15 protein-coding genes and 2 pseudogenes are annotated in these 19,231 nt (G+C 53.3%); 6 read left to right on the top strand and 11 right to left on the bottom strand.

The features are described 5' to 3' along the window. Positions 1 to 413: 413 nt before the first annotated feature. The 3 genes from ACLW56_RS10650 to ACLW56_RS10640 all read right to left on the bottom strand — a co-directional run bounded on the left by ACLW56_RS10650 (position 414) and on the right by ACLW56_RS10640 (position 1,495). Positions 414 to 710 carry a hypothetical protein gene (locus ACLW56_RS10650; protein WP_330983752.1) on the bottom strand — a complete coding sequence of 99 codons (297 nt, stop codon included), beginning with the start codon at positions 708 to 710 and terminating at the stop codon, positions 414 to 416. A gap of 11 nt (positions 711 to 721) precedes the next feature. Further along, positions 722 to 931 (bottom strand): hypothetical protein, encoded by a 210-nt coding sequence (locus ACLW56_RS10645; protein ID WP_330983751.1) that lies wholly within the window; start codon positions 929 to 931, stop codon positions 722 to 724. A gap of 282 nt (positions 932 to 1,213) precedes the next feature. Then, positions 1,214 to 1,495 carry a YjcB family protein gene (locus ACLW56_RS10640; RefSeq protein ID WP_330983750.1) on the bottom strand — a complete coding sequence of 94 codons (282 nt, stop codon included), beginning with the start codon at positions 1,493 to 1,495 and terminating at the stop codon, positions 1,214 to 1,216. Between the two features lie 368 nt (positions 1,496 to 1,863). Here ACLW56_RS10640 and ACLW56_RS10635 point away from each other — a divergent pair. Then, positions 1,864 to 2,082: pseudogene (locus ACLW56_RS10635) on the top strand (EAL domain-containing protein); the annotation flags it as partial. On the opposite strand, the gene soxS reads toward ACLW56_RS10635, so the two are convergent. Further along, positions 2,067 to 2,396, bottom strand: a complete 330-nt coding sequence (gene soxS / locus ACLW56_RS10630; protein WP_330983749.1) for a superoxide response transcriptional regulator SoxS — start codon at positions 2,394 to 2,396, stop codon at positions 2,067 to 2,069. The pseudogene ACLW56_RS10635 and the gene soxS sit on opposite strands and share 16 nt — an antisense overlap. Positions 2,397 to 2,482: 86 nt before the next feature. Here soxS and soxR point away from each other — a divergent pair, with 86 nt between their 5' ends. Beyond that, positions 2,483 to 2,944 carry a redox-sensitive transcriptional activator SoxR gene (gene soxR / locus ACLW56_RS10625; protein ID WP_330983748.1) on the top strand — a complete coding sequence of 154 codons (462 nt, stop codon included), beginning with the start codon at positions 2,483 to 2,485 and terminating at the stop codon, positions 2,942 to 2,944. Between the two features lie 267 nt (positions 2,945 to 3,211). Next, the gene (locus ACLW56_RS10620; RefSeq protein WP_330983747.1) at positions 3,212 to 3,880 is read left to right on the top strand and encodes a glutathione S-transferase; all 669 of its coding nucleotides are present in this window, start codon (positions 3,212 to 3,214) and stop codon (positions 3,878 to 3,880) included. On the opposite strand, the gene ACLW56_RS10615 is transcribed toward ACLW56_RS10620, so the two are convergent. After that, complete coding sequence (locus tag ACLW56_RS10615; RefSeq protein WP_330983746.1) at positions 3,844 to 4,128, bottom strand: hypothetical protein; 285 nt, start codon at positions 4,126 to 4,128, stop codon at positions 3,844 to 3,846. The genes ACLW56_RS10620 and ACLW56_RS10615 overlap by 37 nt on opposite strands. Before the next feature lie 146 nt (positions 4,129 to 4,274). Between ACLW56_RS10615 and ghxP the strand changes: the two genes are divergently transcribed. Together ghxP and ACLW56_RS10605 are read left to right on the top strand one after the other, a co-directional pair. Then, positions 4,275 to 5,624 carry a guanine/hypoxanthine transporter GhxP gene (ghxP, locus tag ACLW56_RS10610; protein WP_330983745.1) on the top strand — a complete coding sequence of 450 codons (1,350 nt, stop codon included), beginning with the start codon at positions 4,275 to 4,277 and terminating at the stop codon, positions 5,622 to 5,624. A gap of 807 nt (positions 5,625 to 6,431) precedes the next feature. Continuing rightward, positions 6,432 to 7,112 (top strand): helix-turn-helix domain-containing protein, encoded by a 681-nt coding sequence (locus ACLW56_RS10605; RefSeq protein WP_330983744.1) that lies wholly within the window; start codon positions 6,432 to 6,434, stop codon positions 7,110 to 7,112. A 79-nt stretch (positions 7,113 to 7,191) separates the two neighbouring features. On the opposite strand, the gene ACLW56_RS10600 is transcribed toward ACLW56_RS10605, so the two are convergent. From ACLW56_RS10600 to ACLW56_RS10585, 4 genes and pseudogenes are all read right to left on the bottom strand, one after another. Next, on the bottom strand, positions 7,192 to 8,121 hold the full coding sequence (locus ACLW56_RS10600; protein ID WP_330983743.1) for a hypothetical protein: 930 nt from the start codon (positions 8,119 to 8,121) through the stop codon (positions 7,192 to 7,194). Between the two features lie 23 nt (positions 8,122 to 8,144). Continuing rightward, complete coding sequence (locus tag ACLW56_RS10595) at positions 8,145 to 8,624, bottom strand: outer membrane protein assembly factor BamE (RefSeq protein WP_330983742.1); 480 nt, start codon at positions 8,622 to 8,624, stop codon at positions 8,145 to 8,147. Between the two features lie 60 nt (positions 8,625 to 8,684). Then, positions 8,685 to 14,162 carry a YadA-like family protein gene (locus ACLW56_RS10590; protein WP_330983741.1) on the bottom strand — a complete coding sequence of 1,826 codons (5,478 nt, stop codon included), beginning with the start codon at positions 14,160 to 14,162 and terminating at the stop codon, positions 8,685 to 8,687. A gap of 291 nt (positions 14,163 to 14,453) precedes the next feature. Next, positions 14,454 to 14,555, bottom strand: a pseudogene (locus ACLW56_RS10585) (ESPR domain-containing protein); the annotation flags it as partial. Positions 14,556 to 15,024: 469 nt separating this feature from the next. Here ACLW56_RS10585 and ACLW56_RS10580 point away from each other — a divergent pair. Beyond that, on the top strand, positions 15,025 to 16,671 hold the full coding sequence (locus tag ACLW56_RS10580; RefSeq protein WP_330983740.1) for a Na+/H+ antiporter: 1,647 nt from the start codon (positions 15,025 to 15,027) through the stop codon (positions 16,669 to 16,671). A gap of 46 nt (positions 16,672 to 16,717) precedes the next feature. Here ACLW56_RS10580 and murP read toward each other — a convergent pair whose 3' ends face one another. Together murP and murQ are read right to left on the bottom strand one after the other, a co-directional pair. After that, entirely contained in the window at positions 16,718 to 18,157 is a 1,440-nt protein-coding gene (gene murP / locus ACLW56_RS10575; protein WP_330983739.1) for a PTS N-acetylmuramic acid transporter subunit IIBC, read from the bottom strand. A gap of 3 nt (positions 18,158 to 18,160) precedes the next feature. Next, the gene (gene murQ, locus ACLW56_RS10570; protein WP_330983738.1) at positions 18,161 to 19,072 is read right to left on the bottom strand and encodes an N-acetylmuramic acid 6-phosphate etherase; all 912 of its coding nucleotides are present in this window, start codon (positions 19,070 to 19,072) and stop codon (positions 18,161 to 18,163) included. Positions 19,073 to 19,231 lie beyond the last annotated feature (159 nt).

Raw genomic sequence — 19,231 nt, 5'->3', positions numbered from 1 at the left:
TAACGAAAACAAAATTGTCTCATGATGCAAACTTGGTTTTTGGGCTGATCCATCTACTCAGTAATCGCTGCTGACAATGTAGTGTTTAATAGGTAAGGTTAGGGAAAACTTTACAAATAACATTACATTTTAAGTGTTTTCTCAGGGTGGGATGCCAATATCCCTTTACATATGGCATGTTTTTATTGATGGCACATATGGTTGTGACATATCAGGTGAATCTAACCGTTCTAAGGGTTAAAAACGGTAAGGTTTATATATAAGGCCTCGATGATTCGGGGCTTTTTTTCGTCGTTTCAGAATAAAACCACCCGTTATACGGGTGGTTTATCTACGAGTGATGGTATGTGGGGTAGGACAACCTTTTTATACCCTGGAAACCAGGATATAAAATCGTTATGACTTCAGGGAGCTTAATGGAACTGGCCTTTAAAACTGGCGATAAAGCTGGACGTCATGCCTTCAATAAACGCACCACTGCCATAACCCACTAAACGTCCAATGGTGCCACCGGAAAGCAGACCGAAGGAGTCCAGTAATCCAATACCCGCAGCCAGAGGGGGGAAAAGTGCGTTAGCCACAGTTTTAACGACTGAAATGCCTGTATCACCGATCAAAGAGCCCACTTTTTCACCAGCATCGGCTAATGAATCTTGTATAAAACCCGCGCCATTAACCTGTTCAATTTCTTCTGAACTCAGGATCCTCATTGCTCTTATCCTTAAAAGGTAAATTTGCCGAATATTGATGATACGAAATTGCAGGGGGCGGCGACGATGCTGCCGACACACTTGCCAGCAATATTGCCAATGGAGCTGCCAAGTGTGCGTGCTGGAAAGTCTACCGCTTTATACACCACACTCCATATGGCATCACTGACAATTCCTGCGCCGTTTACCTGTGCTATCTCAACAGAGGAAAGTTCTCTCATTGTTAATCCTTTATTTTTATCTGATTTAGAAAATAATACAGTGCCAAAAATTGGGATAGTAATAAATGGAACTGTATTATATATAGGAGGGCGTGTGTGAAAGCAACCGTGTTCGATATTAATTATTGACAAATCAGATGTTAATTTATTTATTCTGAATTATTTTTATGGATAATAGGTAAATATATTTATGATGATTTATTCGGGTTTTATTTTGCAGTAACACCTATGAAGGATACGACCGCCGGCAAGTGCTACTGATGGAGCACTTGCCGCATGTTATCAGGTCATGACGATCGGCCATTCTGGCGGCGTCTGGCTCATCACATCCATCATCACGTCTTTAATGTTGTTCCAGACGAGACTCATGTCGATGAGCGTGATGCCTAATAAGCCTGTCGCAAACCAACAGGCGGCAGCAAGGCCGAAGAGGCTGCAGATGACTGCCAAACCGGCGTAATCTGATTTGCGGAACTGAATATTCAACGTGCTGGCCAGAAACATCAGCACAGCGCTCACTAAGGGCCAGCGCAAAAGCACGACGCCAGTGGTGACAGAAACCATGAAACGTATCCTCTGAGAGACTAAGCCGGCGGTAGCCCGGTGTTGCTCATCGGTGGCATCACGATTTGGCTAGCGGCAGGCATTCACGACATAATGAAACAGTGTTTTGTGTTTCATTATATATGTGAACTATATCACGTTTGTGGATTTGTTCGCCACGGGTAATGCGTATCTTTTTATCTGTTTTTTCGTGAACGACATGATGACACATTGATTTGAAGAATATATCCGTGGCGAACTCAGGGCTGGGTTGGTCGACATTTCAGTGAGATAGCGGTCAGATCTAACGTTTAGCCGATCCTCAGTAAGCCATTGCGTTCACCGACAAGCTACGTGCGCAACGGCAACATTATCCTTTCTGTATGGACATTGCTGAACACATCATCGAAATGGCGCAAAGCCTGCGACTGAAAACGATCGCGGAAGGGGTGGAAACGGCTGAGCAGGTGAGCTGGCTGTTAAAACGCGGAGTGGAGTACTGTCAGGGCTGGCACTTTGCGAAAGCGATGCCACCGCAGGAGTTTATCCAGTGGCAGCAACGCTCTACACAATCAGTCATGCGCAAGGTCACTCAGGCTGAGATCTGATGGCGGTAATCGCTCGGCGTCCTGTCGAACTCGCGGCGAAACACCCGTGAAAACGTCTGTTGTGAGACGTAGCCTAAATCCATCGCGATATCAAAAATCGGGCGCTGTGTGGTTCTGAGTTCCTCCGCCGCCATCGATAGCCGACGCTGGCGAATGTAATCACCCAGTGTCTGATGCGTGACCTGGCGGAACATCCGCTGCAGATACCATTTTGAATAACCTGATTTTTTCGCGACAACGTCGATGTTTAAGGGTTGATCGATATGGTCATCAATCCATTCAATTAAAGTCTGAACAATTTGCTGATGGGACATAAGCGGCCTCTTTTTCACCTTCTCGGTTCGTCGTTTTGTCTGCGGGCGAGTATAATTCCTCAAGTTAACTTGAGGTAAAGCGCTTTATGGAAAAGAAATCTCCCCGCATTAAAACGCTGCTCACACCCGGTGAAGTGGCAAAACGTAGCGGCGTTGCCGTCTCGACGCTGCATTTCTATGAAAGCAAAGGGCTTATCGAAAGCACGCGTAATGGCGGCAATCAGCGGCGATACCGTCGTGATGTGCTGCGTTATGTGGCGATCATTAAGATTGCCCAGCGAATTGGCATTCCACTTTCGACCATTAGCGATGCCTTGGGTGTGTTGCCGGAAGGGCACAATCTGAGTCCGAAGGCCTGGAAACAGCTCTCGTCACAATGGCGTGAAGAGCTGGATAGCCGCATCAATACGCTAGTGGCGCTGCGGGATCAGCTCGATGGGTGCATCGGTTGCGGCTGCTTATCCCATCGAGATTGTCCGCTGCGCAACCCAGGCGACATGCTTGGCGAGAAAGGGCCGGGCGCGCATTTCCCGGGTGATAAGGTATAGAAAAAACTAAAGCGCCACACGAGGGCGCTTTAGTTTTTTTCCGGTCTTTGTCTTTCTCTCTATCCCGTTGGTTCACGGGAGGGTTTCCCCCGACATCAGTACGCCTCAGTCGATCAAATGGGTTGGAGGTTCCGGTTTGTGCTGACACTTTAAGTCTATGCCGGACGCGCTCTTTTGCCAGCAAAACGGGCGTTTTTTTAGCCGAATTTTTTCCCGCCTTACGCCACAGTTCCTATAGTTATTTTGAACAACTCACAGGAGACCGCCATGCTGACGGTGCATCATCTCAATCTGTCCCGCTCCCAGCGCGTGCTTTGGGCGCTGGAGGAACTGGAATTGCCCTACCAAATCGTGCGCTACCAGCGCGAACCCACCATGCTGGCTCCGGAAGCACTGAAAAAAGTCCATCCACTGGGCAAGTCTCCGGTGCTGGAAGATGAAGGGATGGTGCTGGCGGAATCGGGGGCGATCCTCGAATACCTTCAGGAAACGCGTGACCCTGAGCAAAAACTAAAACCTTCAGATCCTCAGGCACGTATTCAGTATCGCTTCTGGCTTCATTACGCCGAAGGCTCGCTGATGCCGATGCTGTTAATGAAACTGGTCTTTGGGTCTCTGGGTAAGCCGCCGGTGCCTATTGGGCTGCGTACGGTAGGGAAAATCCTTGGGCAAGGCGTGCAAAAAGCGTATCTGAACAAGCAACTGGCGACGCATGCGGCGTTTATCGAGTCACACCTTGCGCAAAATCCCTGGTTTGCCGGGGAAACGCTAAGCATGGCGGATATCCAGATGAGCTATCCGGCGATGGCACTTCTGGCTCGTGGTGAGCAGGGGGCACTGCCGAATCTCAGCGCGTGGAAGAAAAGGGTCGAAATGCGCCCGGCCTGGCAAAGAGCGATTCAACAGGGTGGCCCGCTCGATTTTCCTGGCGCGTAATTCGCCATCATAAAAACCGATGACGGGCAGGAATGAAAATATTCCTCCACAAAATTGTTGCCAGATTGCGCACAGACGATAACGTTTGCGCACACGTTGGCGATTTCTTCGCCGTCATAAGCGAAATTTAGCCAAATCGCATAAACATCAGTTGAAAAGGGCAGTATAAAAGCCAGATAATCGTTTGCCTTTTTTTGCCGGCCCTGTTTTTGCTTTGCGTAAACGCAGTGGCGGGTCACATTGAACACCGTTTTTGTCTGCGCGGAGTTAAACGTTTGCTTTTTTGCGGCTCCCCTTAGTCGCGATGTAGCACAGGGAGATGACGTTTAGCTGGCAGTGGATTGTCCACCACGCAGACGGACGAATGATAAAAAACTCTCAGGGGATGTTTGCTATGTCTACGCCTTCAGCGCGTACCGGCGGTTCGCTCGACGCCTGGTTCAAAATTTCAGCCCGTGGTAGCACGGTTCGTCAGGAAATCGTTGCCGGGTTAACCACCTTTCTGGCGATGGTGTACTCCGTTATCGTCGTGCCAGGCATGCTCGGCAAAGCCGGTTTCCCACCTGCTGCCGTTTTCGTGGCGACTTGTCTGGTCGCGGGTGTCGGGTCTCTGGTGATGGGTCTGTGGGCTAACCTGCCGCTGGCTATCGGCTGTGCGATTTCACTGACCGCGTTCACCGCGTTCAGCCTGGTTCTGGGCCAGCACATCAGCATTCCGGTCGCTCTGGGCGCGGTATTCCTGATGGGTGTCCTGTTCACCGTGATTTCTGCCACCGGCATTCGTAGCTGGATCCTGCGCAATCTGCCGCAGGGCGTTGCGCACGGCACAGGTATTGGTATCGGCCTGTTCCTGCTGCTGATTGCCGCCAACGGCGTGGGTCTGGTTATCAAAAACCCGCTGGACGGCCTGCCCGTCACGCTGGGCCACTTCGCCAGCTTCCCGGTCATCATGTCGCTGATTGGTCTGGCGGTGATTATCGGTCTGGAAAAACTCAAAGTCCCTGGCGGCATTCTGCTGACCATCATTGGCGTTTCCGTCGTTGGCCTGATTCTCGACCCATCCGTGCATTTCTCCGGTATTTTTGCGATGCCTTCCCTGAGCGATGAGCACGGGAATTCCCTGATTGGTAGCCTCGACATCATGGGCGCGCTGAATCCGGTGGTTCTGCCAAGCGTCCTTGCGCTGGTCATGACCGCAGTCTTCGATGCGACAGGGACCATCCGCGCGGTCGCCGGTCAGGCTAACCTGCTGGATAAAGACGGGCAGATCATTAACGGCGGTAAAGCGCTGACCACCGACTCCCTGAGCAGCATATTCTCTGGTCTGGTGGGCGCAGCTCCAGCAGCGGTCTATATCGAATCTGCTGCTGGTACTGCGGCGGGTGGTAAAACCGGCCTGACAGCGATTACCGTGGGTGTACTGTTCCTGCTGATCCTGTTCCTCTCGCCACTCTCTTATCTGGTGCCAGCCTACGCTACCGCTCCGGCGCTGATGTACGTGGGTCTGCTGATGCTGAGCAACGTGGCAAAAATCGACTTCAACGACTTCGTTGATGCGATGGCCGGCCTGATCACTGCCGTCTTCATCGTCCTGACCTGTAACATCGTGACCGGCATCATGATTGGTTTTGCGACCCTGGTGATTGGCCGCATCGTGTCAGGTGAATGGCGTAAGCTGAATATCGGCACCGTGATCATTGCCCTGGCGCTGGTCGCGTTCTACGCAGGCGGCTGGGCGATTTAAGACCCAAAGACGGATCAAGGTGGGTTAGCGCTATGCGGCCCACCTTTTTTGTGTGCGAAATTTGGTTTTTCTACACTCTTCTGTTTGCTGTCAGTCACAACGCCACAGTAAGAAAGAAGGGGGTAAGATTTGTCCTAAAGTCATGAAAAGATTGTTTAGTTTGTAAGCCATCTCCCTGATAGCAATGTTAAACATAAGTGTTTAAGCCATTGGGTCTATCAGTTATTCACAACACATCATAAATATTTCTTATATTGTTAAAAATGTAAAAAACATAAAATATTTGTCAAATGCAGCGACGTGAATACTGGCGCGTGCACCTTGACTCATTGATCTTCATTCAGAATTAACCATTGGTTCAGAGTACTTTCCATTAGGAGGTAAATATTTTACATATTTTATTTTCCCTGGCCGTTTTTTTTGACTGGTTATAAAAAATTAACATAGTAAATCACCAGGTCTTTTCCCCTGTGCTGAAATTTACTTCGCTTCGACATGCATGGTATTATAAAAGTATTTATTATCAATGGATTATGTTTTTGCGTGTTGTCATAAATCAAGATGAAAGGCTCCTCATTTGACAAATTTTAAAGATAATGACATTTTTGAACTATTAATCACTCTTTAAGTATTTTCATTTTCCGTCTGAATTATTACATGGGAATCATTCACTGAGTTTATATATTGGTTGTGCCAATTTGAATGTGGCACTTTGTTTCGGTGGCAGGAAATACTCGGGGTTACTTCTCTCTGATGTGAAGGCCGACGTAACCAGAGTTAAAAGAGAATCATTAAGGGGATATTAAAATGATTGAAAATCTCAATGTATGGGAGTTAAGCAGAACGGAAAATGCTTTGATTCAGCAGGAAGTAATGAAGATAGCAAAAGGATTTTGTGCAATATTGGGAAAGTTTTGCGAGATCATGATCACTGACGGCACGGATGACAGAGTGATTATCGCAATAGAAAATCCAAAAGGAGATAATATGCCAGGCAAACGCCTGGCGGAGATGCCCGCTCCCGAGAATCAGGTGAGCCTGTATACCGATATTGTTGTCAGTCCTTCCATTACCACCGGGAACGGTGCACCGTTGTATAAATGCATGGATATTGCAATCAGAAACAGTCGTTCGGAAGTGGTGGCGCACCTCATCTGCACATTTGATATGACGGTTCTCAATGAAGTGAATGTGCTGCTGCAAAAACTCACGCAGTTTACGTTCGGTGATGTTCACTGTGATAGCTCATCAGAAGAGAGGGAATCTGCAAATTTGTCTTATTGTTTACAACATCGAATTGATGAATATTGCATGAAGAAGTGTAAAAAACCCCGAGAAATGAAAGGTAAAGAGAGAAACGATCTGATTGTGCATCTTTACCATCTGGGGGGATTAAATGCCTGGGGAGCTATCAATGAAACAGCGAGGATCCTCAACGTTTCCAGAGTCACGGTGTATAACGCATTGAAAGAAGTACGAGGCAAATAAAATTCCTGTTTATCAATTGAAATGAGCAGGCAAATCAGTATGCCTGCTCATGCCACTGCCTTTCTTTTTATGTATTTCTTTAGTACGTTGCAAGCTCAGGGCCAGAGTAACGGGCATTCATTGTATAATATTTCCCGATGAGATAGCCGCCGCCATACCACATAATATTATTGTATTTGAAGATCACCCCATCATCATTGCGAATAAAGTGATAACCATCACTACTGATAAAATCTAATTCATCTTCCGTCAGGTTAACCACTTTGTATTGCTGCGGACTTCCATTATAGAGTTCATTAAAGTGTCGCAGATAATAGGGCGCAAAAGTGGTAAACAGTTGTTGGATCTGGTAACCGTACTCTTCAGGCGTGAGACCGTGTTTTTTTGCCAGTTCGATGGCGATGAATACGTAGAAATCGGCATTTGCTTTGGCGGCGCTCAGTTTGGTTTTCAGGTACTGCTGTAGCCGGGCATCGTCCATCTTCCATTTTGGTGAGGAGGGTGTTGCTGCCGGAGCATTTTTGCTTTTTTTCTCCCTGGCCGGTGGCGCAATAGCGATGGCAAAATCTGATAATGTTACTAAAGAGAACACTGAAGATGATACATAAGCGGCGCAGGCTGCGGCTTGTAATTTCTTATCGCCATTGACCAATAAGGATAAATTGCTGCCCTTGGCCGGAATTTTGCTGGAATCAATCGACAATCCTTTTAGCCAATCGTTGGCCTGTGACTGGGATAATTGTCCCTGTGCTAAGGCGCAGATCCCTTTAATCATTTTGTTATCAGGATCATTGGGAAATACCGGTGTCATCGCCGCGATGGTATTTTGGATAAAGGGAAGCGCTGGCATCTCCACTGCATAACTGCGAAGGGACGGTTTGGCTTCGGTCGGTTTCGGACTCATGGACGCAGAGGCTTTAGGATTAGCAAATATCTTATCAAGGCTGAAAAGAAGCGCTAAAAAAAGCAGGAGCAGGGCAACGTTTCTGAGAGGCAGATAATTTCGCATATTCTTTTATTCCATTTGCATGATCATTTGATAAATGCCCGATCGATTTGCAGCAATCTGAGACACTCTTTTTCGCTGTTTACCCGGCATGAGTCGATGGTCACGGGGGGTGGCAGCTGTTGCAGGCAATTCTCAGGTTTGAAATAAAACGACCGGGCCACCATTTTTTTATCAAACAGGACTTTGTACTGGCACTGAAGCGGCTGCTGGTCCGTGCGTGGAAAATTAAACAAATAATCCCACTCACGAACGTTAACCATCCCTTCTGAGAAGTGTGGGTGTCCAATAAGCTGTTGAATTTGTGCTTTATTCATTCCTGCTGAGATCTTCTCCAGGGCCACAATATCGACATAACTTCCGCCTTTAAATGAGGCGTTCTGCGGAGCAGGGAAGACAGGCTTTGCCGCTTTCCCCTCGTTATCAGGGTGGCTCAACGAGCAGGCGCTGAGCAGAGATAACAGGAGTGGTGCGGCGGCAGCGGCGAACACTAATTTGATCGTCATTCTTTAAACTCCGGGTTAACAAAAGGCGACCCCGATCGGGCCGCCTGAAAGAGAATTCACTCACCACTGAAGGCCGATACCCACGCCAACACCGGCATCTCCTTGTGTATTTGTGGAGGCTTGCATTTTCGTGACCCAACGACCATTGTCGGAAACCTTCGAGAACCCCAGAGCGATGGCGGCCTCACTGCGGTAGCTGCCGGAAGCCAGAGTGACCATGCTGCCACCCGGTGAGGTCGGTTGTGGCTGGTTGGCCATGGCCATTGCACTGGCTACCCCAGCGCTGAGGACATCATCCTGCTTATACAATTCGCCTCGCAAATCAGCGACCTGGTTATCGGTGTAAGCTCTGGAATTATCGACGCTATTTTTGAGCTGCGAATAGTTCACCGCGTCGGTATTTCGCGTCCCGGCAGCCACATTAGTGATCTGACGTTCCTCACCCAGACTTCCGACAGACACGCTGTTGCTGCGATCGGCAACGGAATTCGCGCCTAGCGCCACGGAGTTTTCTGCCGAAGCCGCAGCATTTGTCCCCAGTGCGGTGCTGTTTTTACCTGTTGCTCGCGCCCCAGCGCCGCCTGCAGTGGCATTTTCCCCGACTGGCTGTGGGCTGGCTCGCTTGCTGGTATTATTCACCTGGAACATGCCCGCCTTACCGCCCATAAGGTTGGTCACATTATTTTTGGTTTCCGCGATATCGCCACTGATGTTATTGACGGTTGTATCGGTATAGCGGTTAGCCTGCTCAACAGCCCCATCCAGCTGACGTAAGTTCACGGCATCTGTTGCATTCTTGCCGTCTGCCACGTTGCTTAACGTTCTGGTGGTATTGGTTTGTGCGTTACCAATGGATACCGTCCCCGCGCTGTTGTTTAGCGCTCCGGAATACTTGCCGGTGTAGGTTTCTGCGCCACGGCCGCCGTCTGAGGACTGGCTGCCCAACGCCACGCTATTGGTTGCCGATGCGGTAGCACCATCCCCCATTGCTATCGCGCCTTCGCCTGACGCTTTGGCCTGCGGTCCTACGGCGATGGCGTTCGCCCCAGAGGCCACCGAGTCAGCCGCAGTAGAATTGGTGTGGAAGTACTTGATCCCGCCTCCGGTAGTAATGGTACGCATCGCAATACCCAGATTGGTGACTTCGGTATTGGTGGCAAAGAGCTGACTGCCGTTGACCGCGTCGGTGCTGGTGGCGCTGAGGCGTCCGGCGGCGACGTTGGTCACCTGCCGCTCTGCTCCCGCACGGCCCACGCTGATGACGCTGGTGGGGGCGCCACCGGCATAGGTATAGGCGGTGCCGTTGATGGCGCTGCTGGCAAACGGATTCGCCGCAGCCGTGGTGGAGCCGCTGCCAAGCGCGACGCTGTCAGCAATGCTGGCAACGGCACCATTGCCAATTGCGATGCCGTTGGTGGCGGTGGCGCTGGCGGCAGGTCCGACCGCCACGCTGTCAGTGCCGCTGGCGCTGCTGTCGGCCAGGGTGGAGTTGGTATGGAAGTACTTGATGCCACTGCCATTGTTGACGATGTTATTTACTGTAGAACCGACGTTAGCCAGTTCGCTGTTGGTGGCAAACAGCTGGCTGCCGTTCACTGCGTCGGTGCTGGTGGCGCTGAGGCGTCCGGCGGCGACGTTGGTCACCTGCCGCTCTGCTCCCGCACGGCCCACGCTGATGACGCTGGTGGGGGCGCCACCGGCGTAGGTATAGGTCGTGCCGTTGATGCTGCTGCTGGCGAACGGATTCGCCGCAGCCGTGGTGGAGCCGCTGCCAAGCGCGACGCTGTCAGCAATGCTGGCAACGGCACCATTGCCAATTGCGATGCCGTTGGTGGCGGTGGCGCTGGCGGCAGGTCCGACCGCCACGCTGTTAGTGCCACCGGCGGTGCTGTCGGCCAGGGTGGAGTTAGTATGGAAGTACTTGATGCCACTGCCGTTATTGACGATGTTGTTTACTGTAGAACCGACGTTAGCCAGTTCGCTGTTGGTGGCAAAGAGCTGGCTGCCGTTGACCGCGTCGGTGCTGGTGGCGCTGAGGCGTCCGGCGGCAACGTTGGTCACCTGACGCTCTGCTCCCGCACGGCCCACGCTGATGACGCTGGTGGGGGCGCCGCCGGCGTAGGTATAGGTCGTGCCGTTGATGCTGCTGCTGGCGAACGGATTCGCCGCAGCCGTGGTGGAGCCGCTGCCAAGGGCGACGCTGCCCGCGGTGCTGGCGGTTGCGCCATTGCCCAGCGCCACGGTATTCGCGGCAGTCGAACTGGCAACCGGGCCGATGGCCACGCTGTTAGTGCCACCGGCGGTGCTGTCGGCCAGGGTGGAGTTAGTATGGAAGTACTTGATGCCACTGCCGTTATTGACGATGTTATTTACTGTAGAACCGACGTTAGCCAGTTCGCTGTTGGTGGCAAACAGCTGGCTACCGTTGACCGCGTCGGTGCTGGTGGCGCTGAGGCGTCCGGCGGCGACGTTGGTCACCTGCCGCTCTGCACCGGCAGATCCGACACTGACCACACTGGCAGGCGTGCCGCCGGCATAGGTATAGGCGGTGCCGTTGATGGCGCTGCTGGCAAACGGATTAGCCGCGGCGGTGGTGGAGCCGCTGCCAAGGGCGACGCTGCCCGCGGTGCTGGCGGTTGCGCCATTGCCCAGCGCCACAGCATTCGTGGCAGTCGAACTGGCAACCGGGCCGATGGCCACACTGTTTGTACCGCCAGCGGCGCTGTCGGCCAGGGTGGAGTTGGTGTGGAAGTACTTGATGCCACTGCCGTTATTGACGATGTTATTGACGGTGGTCCCCAGGCTGGTGACCGAACTGTTGGTGGCAAACAGCTGGCTGCCGTTGACCGCGTCGGTGCTGGTGGCGCTGAGGCGTCCGGCGGCGACGTTGGTCACCTGCCGCTCTGCACCGGCGGATCCGACGCTGACCACACTGGCGGGGGCGCCACCGGCATAGGTATAGGCGGTGCCGTTAATGGTGCTGCCGGTCACCGCCGTCGCGGCAGCAGTGGTGGAGCCGCTGCCGAGGGCGACGCTGCCCGCGGTGCTGGCGGTCGCGCCATTACCCAGCGCGACAGCATTCGCGGCGGTCGAACTGGCAACCGGGCCGATGGCCACGCTGTCAGTGCCGGTGACGGTGCTGTCAGCCAGAGTCGAATTAGTATGGAAGTACTTGATGCCACTGCCGTTATTGACGATGTTATTGACCGTCGTGCCCAGACTGTTGATCGAGGTGTTGGTGGCAAACAGCTGACTGCCGTTGACCGCGTCGGTGCTGGTGGCGCTGAGGCGTCCGGCGGCGACGTTGGTCACCTGACGCTCTGCACCGGAAGAACCGACACTGACCACACTGGCAGGCGTGCCGCCGGCATAGGTATAGGTGGTGCCGTTGATGGCGCTGCTGGCAAACGGATTCGCGGCGGCGGTGGTGGAGCCGCTGCCAAGGGCGACGCTGCCCGCGGTGCTGGCAACCGCGCCATTGCCCAGCGCGACAGCATTCGTGGCGGTGGAACTGGCAACCGGGCCGATGGCCACGCTGTCAGTGCCGGTGACGGTGCTGTCAGCCAGAGTCGAATTAGTATGGAAGTATTTGATGCCACTGCCGTTATTGACGATGTTATTGACGGTGGTCCCCAGGCTGGTGACCGAACTGTTGGTGGCAAACAGCTGGCTGCCGTTGACCGCGTCGGTGCTGGTGGCGCTGAGGCGTCCGGCGGCCACGTTGGTCACCTGCCGCTCTGCACCGGCGGATCCGACGCTGACCACGCTGGCGGGGGCGCCACCGGCATAGGTATAGGCGGTGCCGTTAATGGTGCTGCCGGTCACCGCCGTCGCGGCAGCGGTGGTGGAGCCGCTGCCAAGGGCGACGCTGCCCGCGGTGCTGGCGGTTGCGCCATTGCCCAGCGCGACAGCATTCGCGGCGGTGGAACTGGCAACCGGGCCGATGGCCACACTGTTTGTACCGCCAGCGGCGCTGTCGGCCAGGGTGGAGTTGGCGTGAAAGTACTTGATGCCACTGCCGTTATTGATGTTATTGACGGTGGTGCCCAGGCTGGTGACCGCGCTGTTGGTGGCAAACAGCTGGCTGCCGTTGACCGCGTCGGTGCTGGTGGCGCTGAGGCGTCCGGCGGCGACGTTGGTCACCTGCCGCTCTGCACCGGCAGATCCGACACTGACCACACTGGCAGGCGTGCCGCCGGCATAGGTATAGGCGGTGCCGTTGATGGCGCTGCTGGCAAACGGATTAGCCGCAGCCGTGGTGGAGCCGCTGCCGAGGGCGACACTGCCCGCGGTGCTGGCGGTCGCGCCATTACCCAGCGCGACAGCATTCGTGGCAGTCGAACTGGCAACCGGGCCGATGGCCACACTGTTTGTACCGCCAGCGGCGCTGTCGGCCAGGGTGGAGTTGGTGTGGAAGTACTTGATGCCACTGCCGTTATTGATGTTATTGACGGTGGTCCCCAGGCTGGTGACTGCACTGTTGGTGGCAAACAGCTGGCTGCCGTTGACCGCGTCGGTGCTGGTGGCGCTGAGGCGTCCGGCGGCGACATTGGTCACCTGACGCTCTGCACCGGCAGATCCGACACTGACCACACTGGCGGGCGTGCCGCCGGCATAGGTATAGGCGGTGCCGTTAATGGTGCTGCCGGCAAACGGATTAGCCGCAGCCGTGGTGGAGCCGCTGCCGAGGGCGACACTGCCCGCGGTGCTGGCAACCGCACCGTTGCCCAGCGCCACGGTGTTCGTTGCCGCCGCACTGGCCGAGGTACCGATAGCCGTGCTGTTCGCACCTGCAGCATTAGCCAAAGTACCATAGGCTGAACTGAAGCTGCCTGTGGCCTGAGAGCTGACTCCTGTTGCTGTACTGCGATCGCCTGATGCATTAGCCAAAGTACCATAGGCTGAACTGTAGTTGCCGGTGGCCTGTGAACTGGCGCCTACAGCAGAAGCGCGATCGCCGCTTGCATTTGAGTTGACGCCAACTGCCGTTGCTGCATTGTTGTTGGTGTTAGTCCCGGCGATGGCATTACTGCCGATGGCCGTTGAGTAGGTAAAGGCCTTTGACCGCGTGCCTATTGCGGTTGTTGAACCATATGACACATTACCGTTACCTGTTGCCACACTGCCAAGGCCAATACTGATCGCTTCACTCCCCTGAGTCTGGGCGCCCGGGTTAGTGGCAGTACCATCGCCGCCACCGATCGCGATACTGCCTGTGCCATTGGCTGAGGTATAAGAGCCTAATGTAACGGAATTGTTGCCTACCGCGTTGGCAACCGGGCCGATGGCAATACTGTTTGTTCCTGTAGGAGTGCTATCCGCCAGCGTGGAGTTGGCGTGAAAATACAGCGTTCCTGTTTGACTAAGATCGGTGAGCTGACTGTAATTAACGGCATCAGTGGGATTCGTCCCTGGGGCCAGCGACAGAATCTTATTGTTCGACATGGTTAACGTTGCCAGTGAAATAAGGCCTGTGTTGGTGATGTTTAGCTTCGTGGAGCCGCCAGCCCCCATATTGACGGTATTTGGGTTTATCACATTGACCCAGGCTCCGTAGTTTCCCGCACTGTCATAGGAGACCATGCCGACCTGGAGATTCCCTCCAGCAGAGTTACATAAACCGACATTGTTGGTTACAGGACCCGTGGTTACTGTAGAGTTAAAGCATGGGCCCGCTGCCCCCACACTATTAAAAATGCCAGATGAATAAGAATTGGGGGGGGCTGCGGCCAACACCACAGGGCTTATTCCTGCGGTCAAACTCATTAGTACCGAAAGTGACAATTTTCGCAGTAAGCAATATTTACTTTTTTTCTTTACCGGTTTTGTTAATTTACTTTCACTTTTTTGACCTTTTACTCTTGCCAGTTCAGATACGACAACCCAACATTGCAAAGATGCATTCCAGATAACGTTAAATATTGTGTTCATGGTAGTAATACGGCAGGTGCCCCTCATAATAGATACATTAGCAGGTAGTCATTTGGAATGACCTTTAGTTTATAAAGAAAAACGTCGTGTTAAATATGTTTTATATTTAACATTTTCTTTTTTTTGATATGTGATAGCGCTTGCGCTTTTTTTATTTATAAAGTTTTTAACTATTTTTGTTTTATATTACAGATTTAACAAAGCATATGTTTAATTTTTTACTTGAGTGTGGCTGGAGTCGTTCCTTAAATGTGGATGTTTTAAATATAATTAGCACATATATTATATGTGGGTAAGTTTTTTTTATTTAGTCATGTCTCAATGATATTAAAATGCCTTGGCTGGAGAGCACAGGCTAATGTTCAGGGTAGATTTTTAACGTCAAGGAACTTATCAATTTTGTGATCCAGATGGTATATTCGACCTTATTGCCTGCGTTAAGTCGCCAGGGTTAGAATCTAAGGAAAGCATGGAAATTTTCTTCACAATACTGATCATGATCCTTCTGGTCTCCCTCTCTGGGGTGATCACCCGTGTACTCCCCTTCCAGATCCCACTGCCGCTGATGCAAATCGCCATCGGTGCGCTGCTGGCGTGGCCGACGTTTGGGCTGCACGTTGAGTTTGATCCGGAACTGTTCCTCGTTCTCTTTATTCCGCCGCTGCTGTTTGCCGATGGCTGGAAGACGCCGACGCGTGAGTTTATCGAGCACGGGCGTGAGATTTTCGGCCTCGCGCTGGCATTAGTATTAGTGACCGTTGTCGGCATCGGCTTCCTGATTTATTGGGTGGTGCCGGGCATTCCGCTGATCCCGGCGTTTGCGCTGGCGGCTGTGCTATCACCGACCGATGCCGTTGCGCTCTCTGGCATTGTTGGCGAAGGGCGCATTCCCAAGAAAATCATGGGGATTTTGCAGGGTGAAGCGTTGATGAATGACGCCTCAGGCCTGGTGTCGCTGAAATTTGCGGTGGCTGTTGCGATGGGCACCATGGTGTTCAGCGTCGGAGGCGCCAGCCTGGAATTTCTGAAAGTCGCCATTGGCGGTATTCTTGCCGGGTTTGTGGTGAGCTGGCTGTATGGGCGTTCGATGCGTTTTCTCAGCCGTTGGGGCGGTGATGAACCGGCGACACAGATTGTGTTGCTGTTCCTTCTGCCGTTTGCCTCTTATCTGTTTGCGGAACACATTGGGGTGTCTGGCATTCTCGCCGCCGTCGCGGCAGGGATGACCATCACCCGTTCCGGCGTGATGCGCACCGCGCCGCTGGCGATGCGTCTGCGTGCAAACAGCACCTGGGCAATGCTCGAATTTGTCTTTAACGGCATGGTGTTCCTGCTGTTGGGTTTGCAGTTGCCAGGTATCCTCGAAACGTCGCTGGTGGCGGCTGAAGCCGATCCGAACGTTGAAACCTGGATGTTGTTCGCAGACATCATCCTAATCTACGCCGCGCTAATGATCGTCCGTTTCGGCTGGTTATGGACTATGCAGCGTTTCAGCCAGCGTTTCCTGAAGAGAAAACCTATGGAGTTTGGAAGCTGGAGCACGCGTGAGCTGCTCATTGCTTCTTTCGCCGGGGTTCGTGGGGCAATTACCCTCGCCGGTGTGCTGTCGATTCCGCTTCTCCTGCCGGATGGCAGCGTCTTTCCTGCACGTTATGAGCTGGTGTTCCTTTCCGCTGGGGTGATTCTGTTCTCGCTGCTTGTGGCGGTGGCGGTGATGCCGATTCTGCTTCAGCGCATCGAGGTAGCCGATCACTCTCAGCAGCATAAAGAAGAGCGTCTGGCACGAGCCGCGACCGCAGAAGTGGCGATTGTCGCCATTCAGAAAAAAGCGGAGCGCATGGCGGTGGACACGGAAGAGAACATCGACAATCAGCTTCTGACCGAAGTCAGCTCGCGAGTGATTGGTAATTTACGTCGCCGTGCGGACGGGCGAAATGATGTGGAAACGTCGATGCTGGAAGAATCGCTGGAGCGACGCTTCCGTCTCTCAGCATTACGCTCAGAACGCGGTGAGCTTTACCATCTTCGTGCCACACGCCAAATCAGCAACGAAACGCTGCAAAAGCTGCTGCATGACCTCGATTTGCTGGAAGCGCTGTTGATTGAAGATCAGTAATAAATTCCCCCATTAAGGCGACTTAATGGGGGAATTACGTTACCCGTTACTGAAGGTCAACGTTTTTACTGCCAAAGAACCAGGTCAGTACAAAGCCTGCAAGATAGGAAATCAGGATGCCCGCCACGTAGACCGCCATCCCGACGAAGATGCCCTGAGAAGAGGTCATCAGCGGAATCGACACCAGACCGGACGGCCCGAACACCGTGTTCAGGCCTATCGGCAGACCGAGCCACGACACCAGACCGATAAAGAAGCCACCCACCGCACCGCCGAGACAGGCCGTGATAAACGGTTTCAGGCGCGGCAGGGTGACACCGTAAATCAGAGGTTCACCGATACCCAGCAGACCCGGGAAGATAGCGCCTTTAATCTGACCACGCAGCACAGAACCCTGCTTAGCGCGGAAGTAGAGCGCCAGTGAAGCACCGACCTGTCCCGCACCGGCCATCGCCAGAATCGGGAACAGGGAGTTAAAGCCCTGCGCATCCATCAGCGCGAAGTACACCGGAACGAAGCCCTGGTGAATACCAAACACCACCGCAATCAGGAACAGACCAGCCAGCAGCGCGGTACCGAACGGGTTGCCGTTGAGGTGCAGGAACAGCCAGGACATGCCTTTAAACAGCTCGCCGCCAATCGGCATAATCACGGTGAAGGTGATAGCGCCAGTAATCAGCAAGGTGATGGCTGAGGTCAGGATCATATCCAGATCGTCGTGAATGAAACGACGCACCTGGCGCTCAATCCACGCGCCCAGAATACAGGCCAGCAGCACGCCGATAATGTTGCCGCGTGGGTCAATCGTCAGGCCGAAGAAATCCTGCATGCCCGCGTAGTAGCCCACTTTGCCTTCCGGCACGTAGCGCAGAATAAACAGCGACGCGATAATTGCCCCGTTCACACCGGAACCGCCGAAAGCTTTCTGGGTGTTGAAGCCAATCAGGATGCTCAGGAAGGTGAACAGGCCGATGCTGAACACTTTCATGTAGGCGATAAGCTCGGCCATCCAGCTGGCTGGCGTGTCGAAAATCTGTTGCAGCAGGGTGGCGATACCCAGCAGCAGGCCCGCAGCGATGAAGCCCGGGATAAGCGGCGTAAAGATGGTGGCGAACTTGGTCAGGAAGTTGTGAACAGCGCTGTTTTGCTTGCCCTTCATCTTCGCTTTATTCTCGCTGGCCTGAGATTTCAGGTTGGCGTCTGTCGCAGGTGCAGCGGTTTCACCGCCTTCTGCTTTGATCATCTCATTCATCATCTCGCTGGCCGTTTGCGCTTTGCCTGGGCCGAGAATGATTTGCAGCTGATCGTCACCGTTAATGACACCCATCACGCCCGGTACGGCTTTCAGTTTGTCGATATCCACCGCATCGCGGTTAACCAGCGTCAGGCGCAGGCGCGTCATGCAGTTGCCGCAGGCGCTGATATTTGATTTCCCGCCAGAAAGGTGTAGCAGTTGCTCAATCATTGAGCTTGTTATTTTAGCCATCAGTTAGTTGCTCCCAATTCCTTGTATGGCGCGACGAATAAAGCCGTTATTGCTGGACAGCAGCTCGCTGGCATCTGCGGCGCTCACACCGGCCAGAATCATCACAATGGCCGTTTTGCAGTGACGGTTGCAGGCATTCAGCGCATTTTCCGCTTCTGCTGGGGGGCACTCAGTGGCCTGCACCACGATGTTGACCTGACGTTGCAGCAGCTTGGCGTTAGTGGCTTCCACGTCCACCATCAGATTGCCGAAGACTTTACCGGAGCGGATCATCGCGCCTGTCGTCAGCATGTTCAGGATCAGTTTTTGTGCGGTGCCCGCTTTCATGCGGGAGGAGCCGGTGACCACTTCTGCGCCAACCAGCGGTTCGATGGCGATGTCGGCGATTTTGCCAATTTCGCTGCCGCGGTTACAGGCGATAGCGCCAACAGTTGCGCCGACGCTGCGGGCATAATTCAGTGCGCCAATAACGTAAGGTGTGCGGCCGCTGGCGGCGATACCCACCACCACATCACGCTCGTTGAGGGCCAGATCGCGCAGATCCTGCTCGCCCATCTGCGGGCTATCTTCGGCATTTTCTACCGCCTGAAGGATAGCGGTATGGCCCCCTGCAATCAGACCCACCACCATTTCACGTGGCGTGCCGTAAGTTGGTGGGCATTCACTCGCATCCAGAATGCCCAGACGGCCGGAAGTCCCCGCACCGCAGTAAATCAGACGGCCGCCGTTGGCGAACGTGTAGGTGATGGCATCCACGGCTTTCGCGATGGCAGGCAGCTGTTCTTCAACCGCCAGAGCGACTTTTTTATCTTCCTCGTTGATCACCTTCAGCATGTCCAGGGTGGACAGGTTATCGATGTTTTCGCTGGCCAGGTTGCGGCTTTCGGTGGTCAGGGTGGATAAATCAATTTTCATAACGGCCTCAATGAAGAATGTCTTTCATGGCTGGAATAATATATTCCAATAATATCGATAAGAAGTAATATTTTATCCCTTCTCAGGAAACTGTGATCCCGGTCAACCTGAAAGGTCGCGATCGCCGCCTTCATACGTTGAAACGAGATGAAAGGGTGC

Source organism: Pantoea sp. sgz302252 (genome assembly GCF_047713085.1).
Classification (GTDB): Bacteria; Pseudomonadota; Gammaproteobacteria; order Enterobacterales; family Enterobacteriaceae; genus Scandinavium.
The sequence above is the reverse complement of the archived record's forward strand: the minus strand, read 5'-3'. Positions and strand labels throughout refer to the sequence as shown.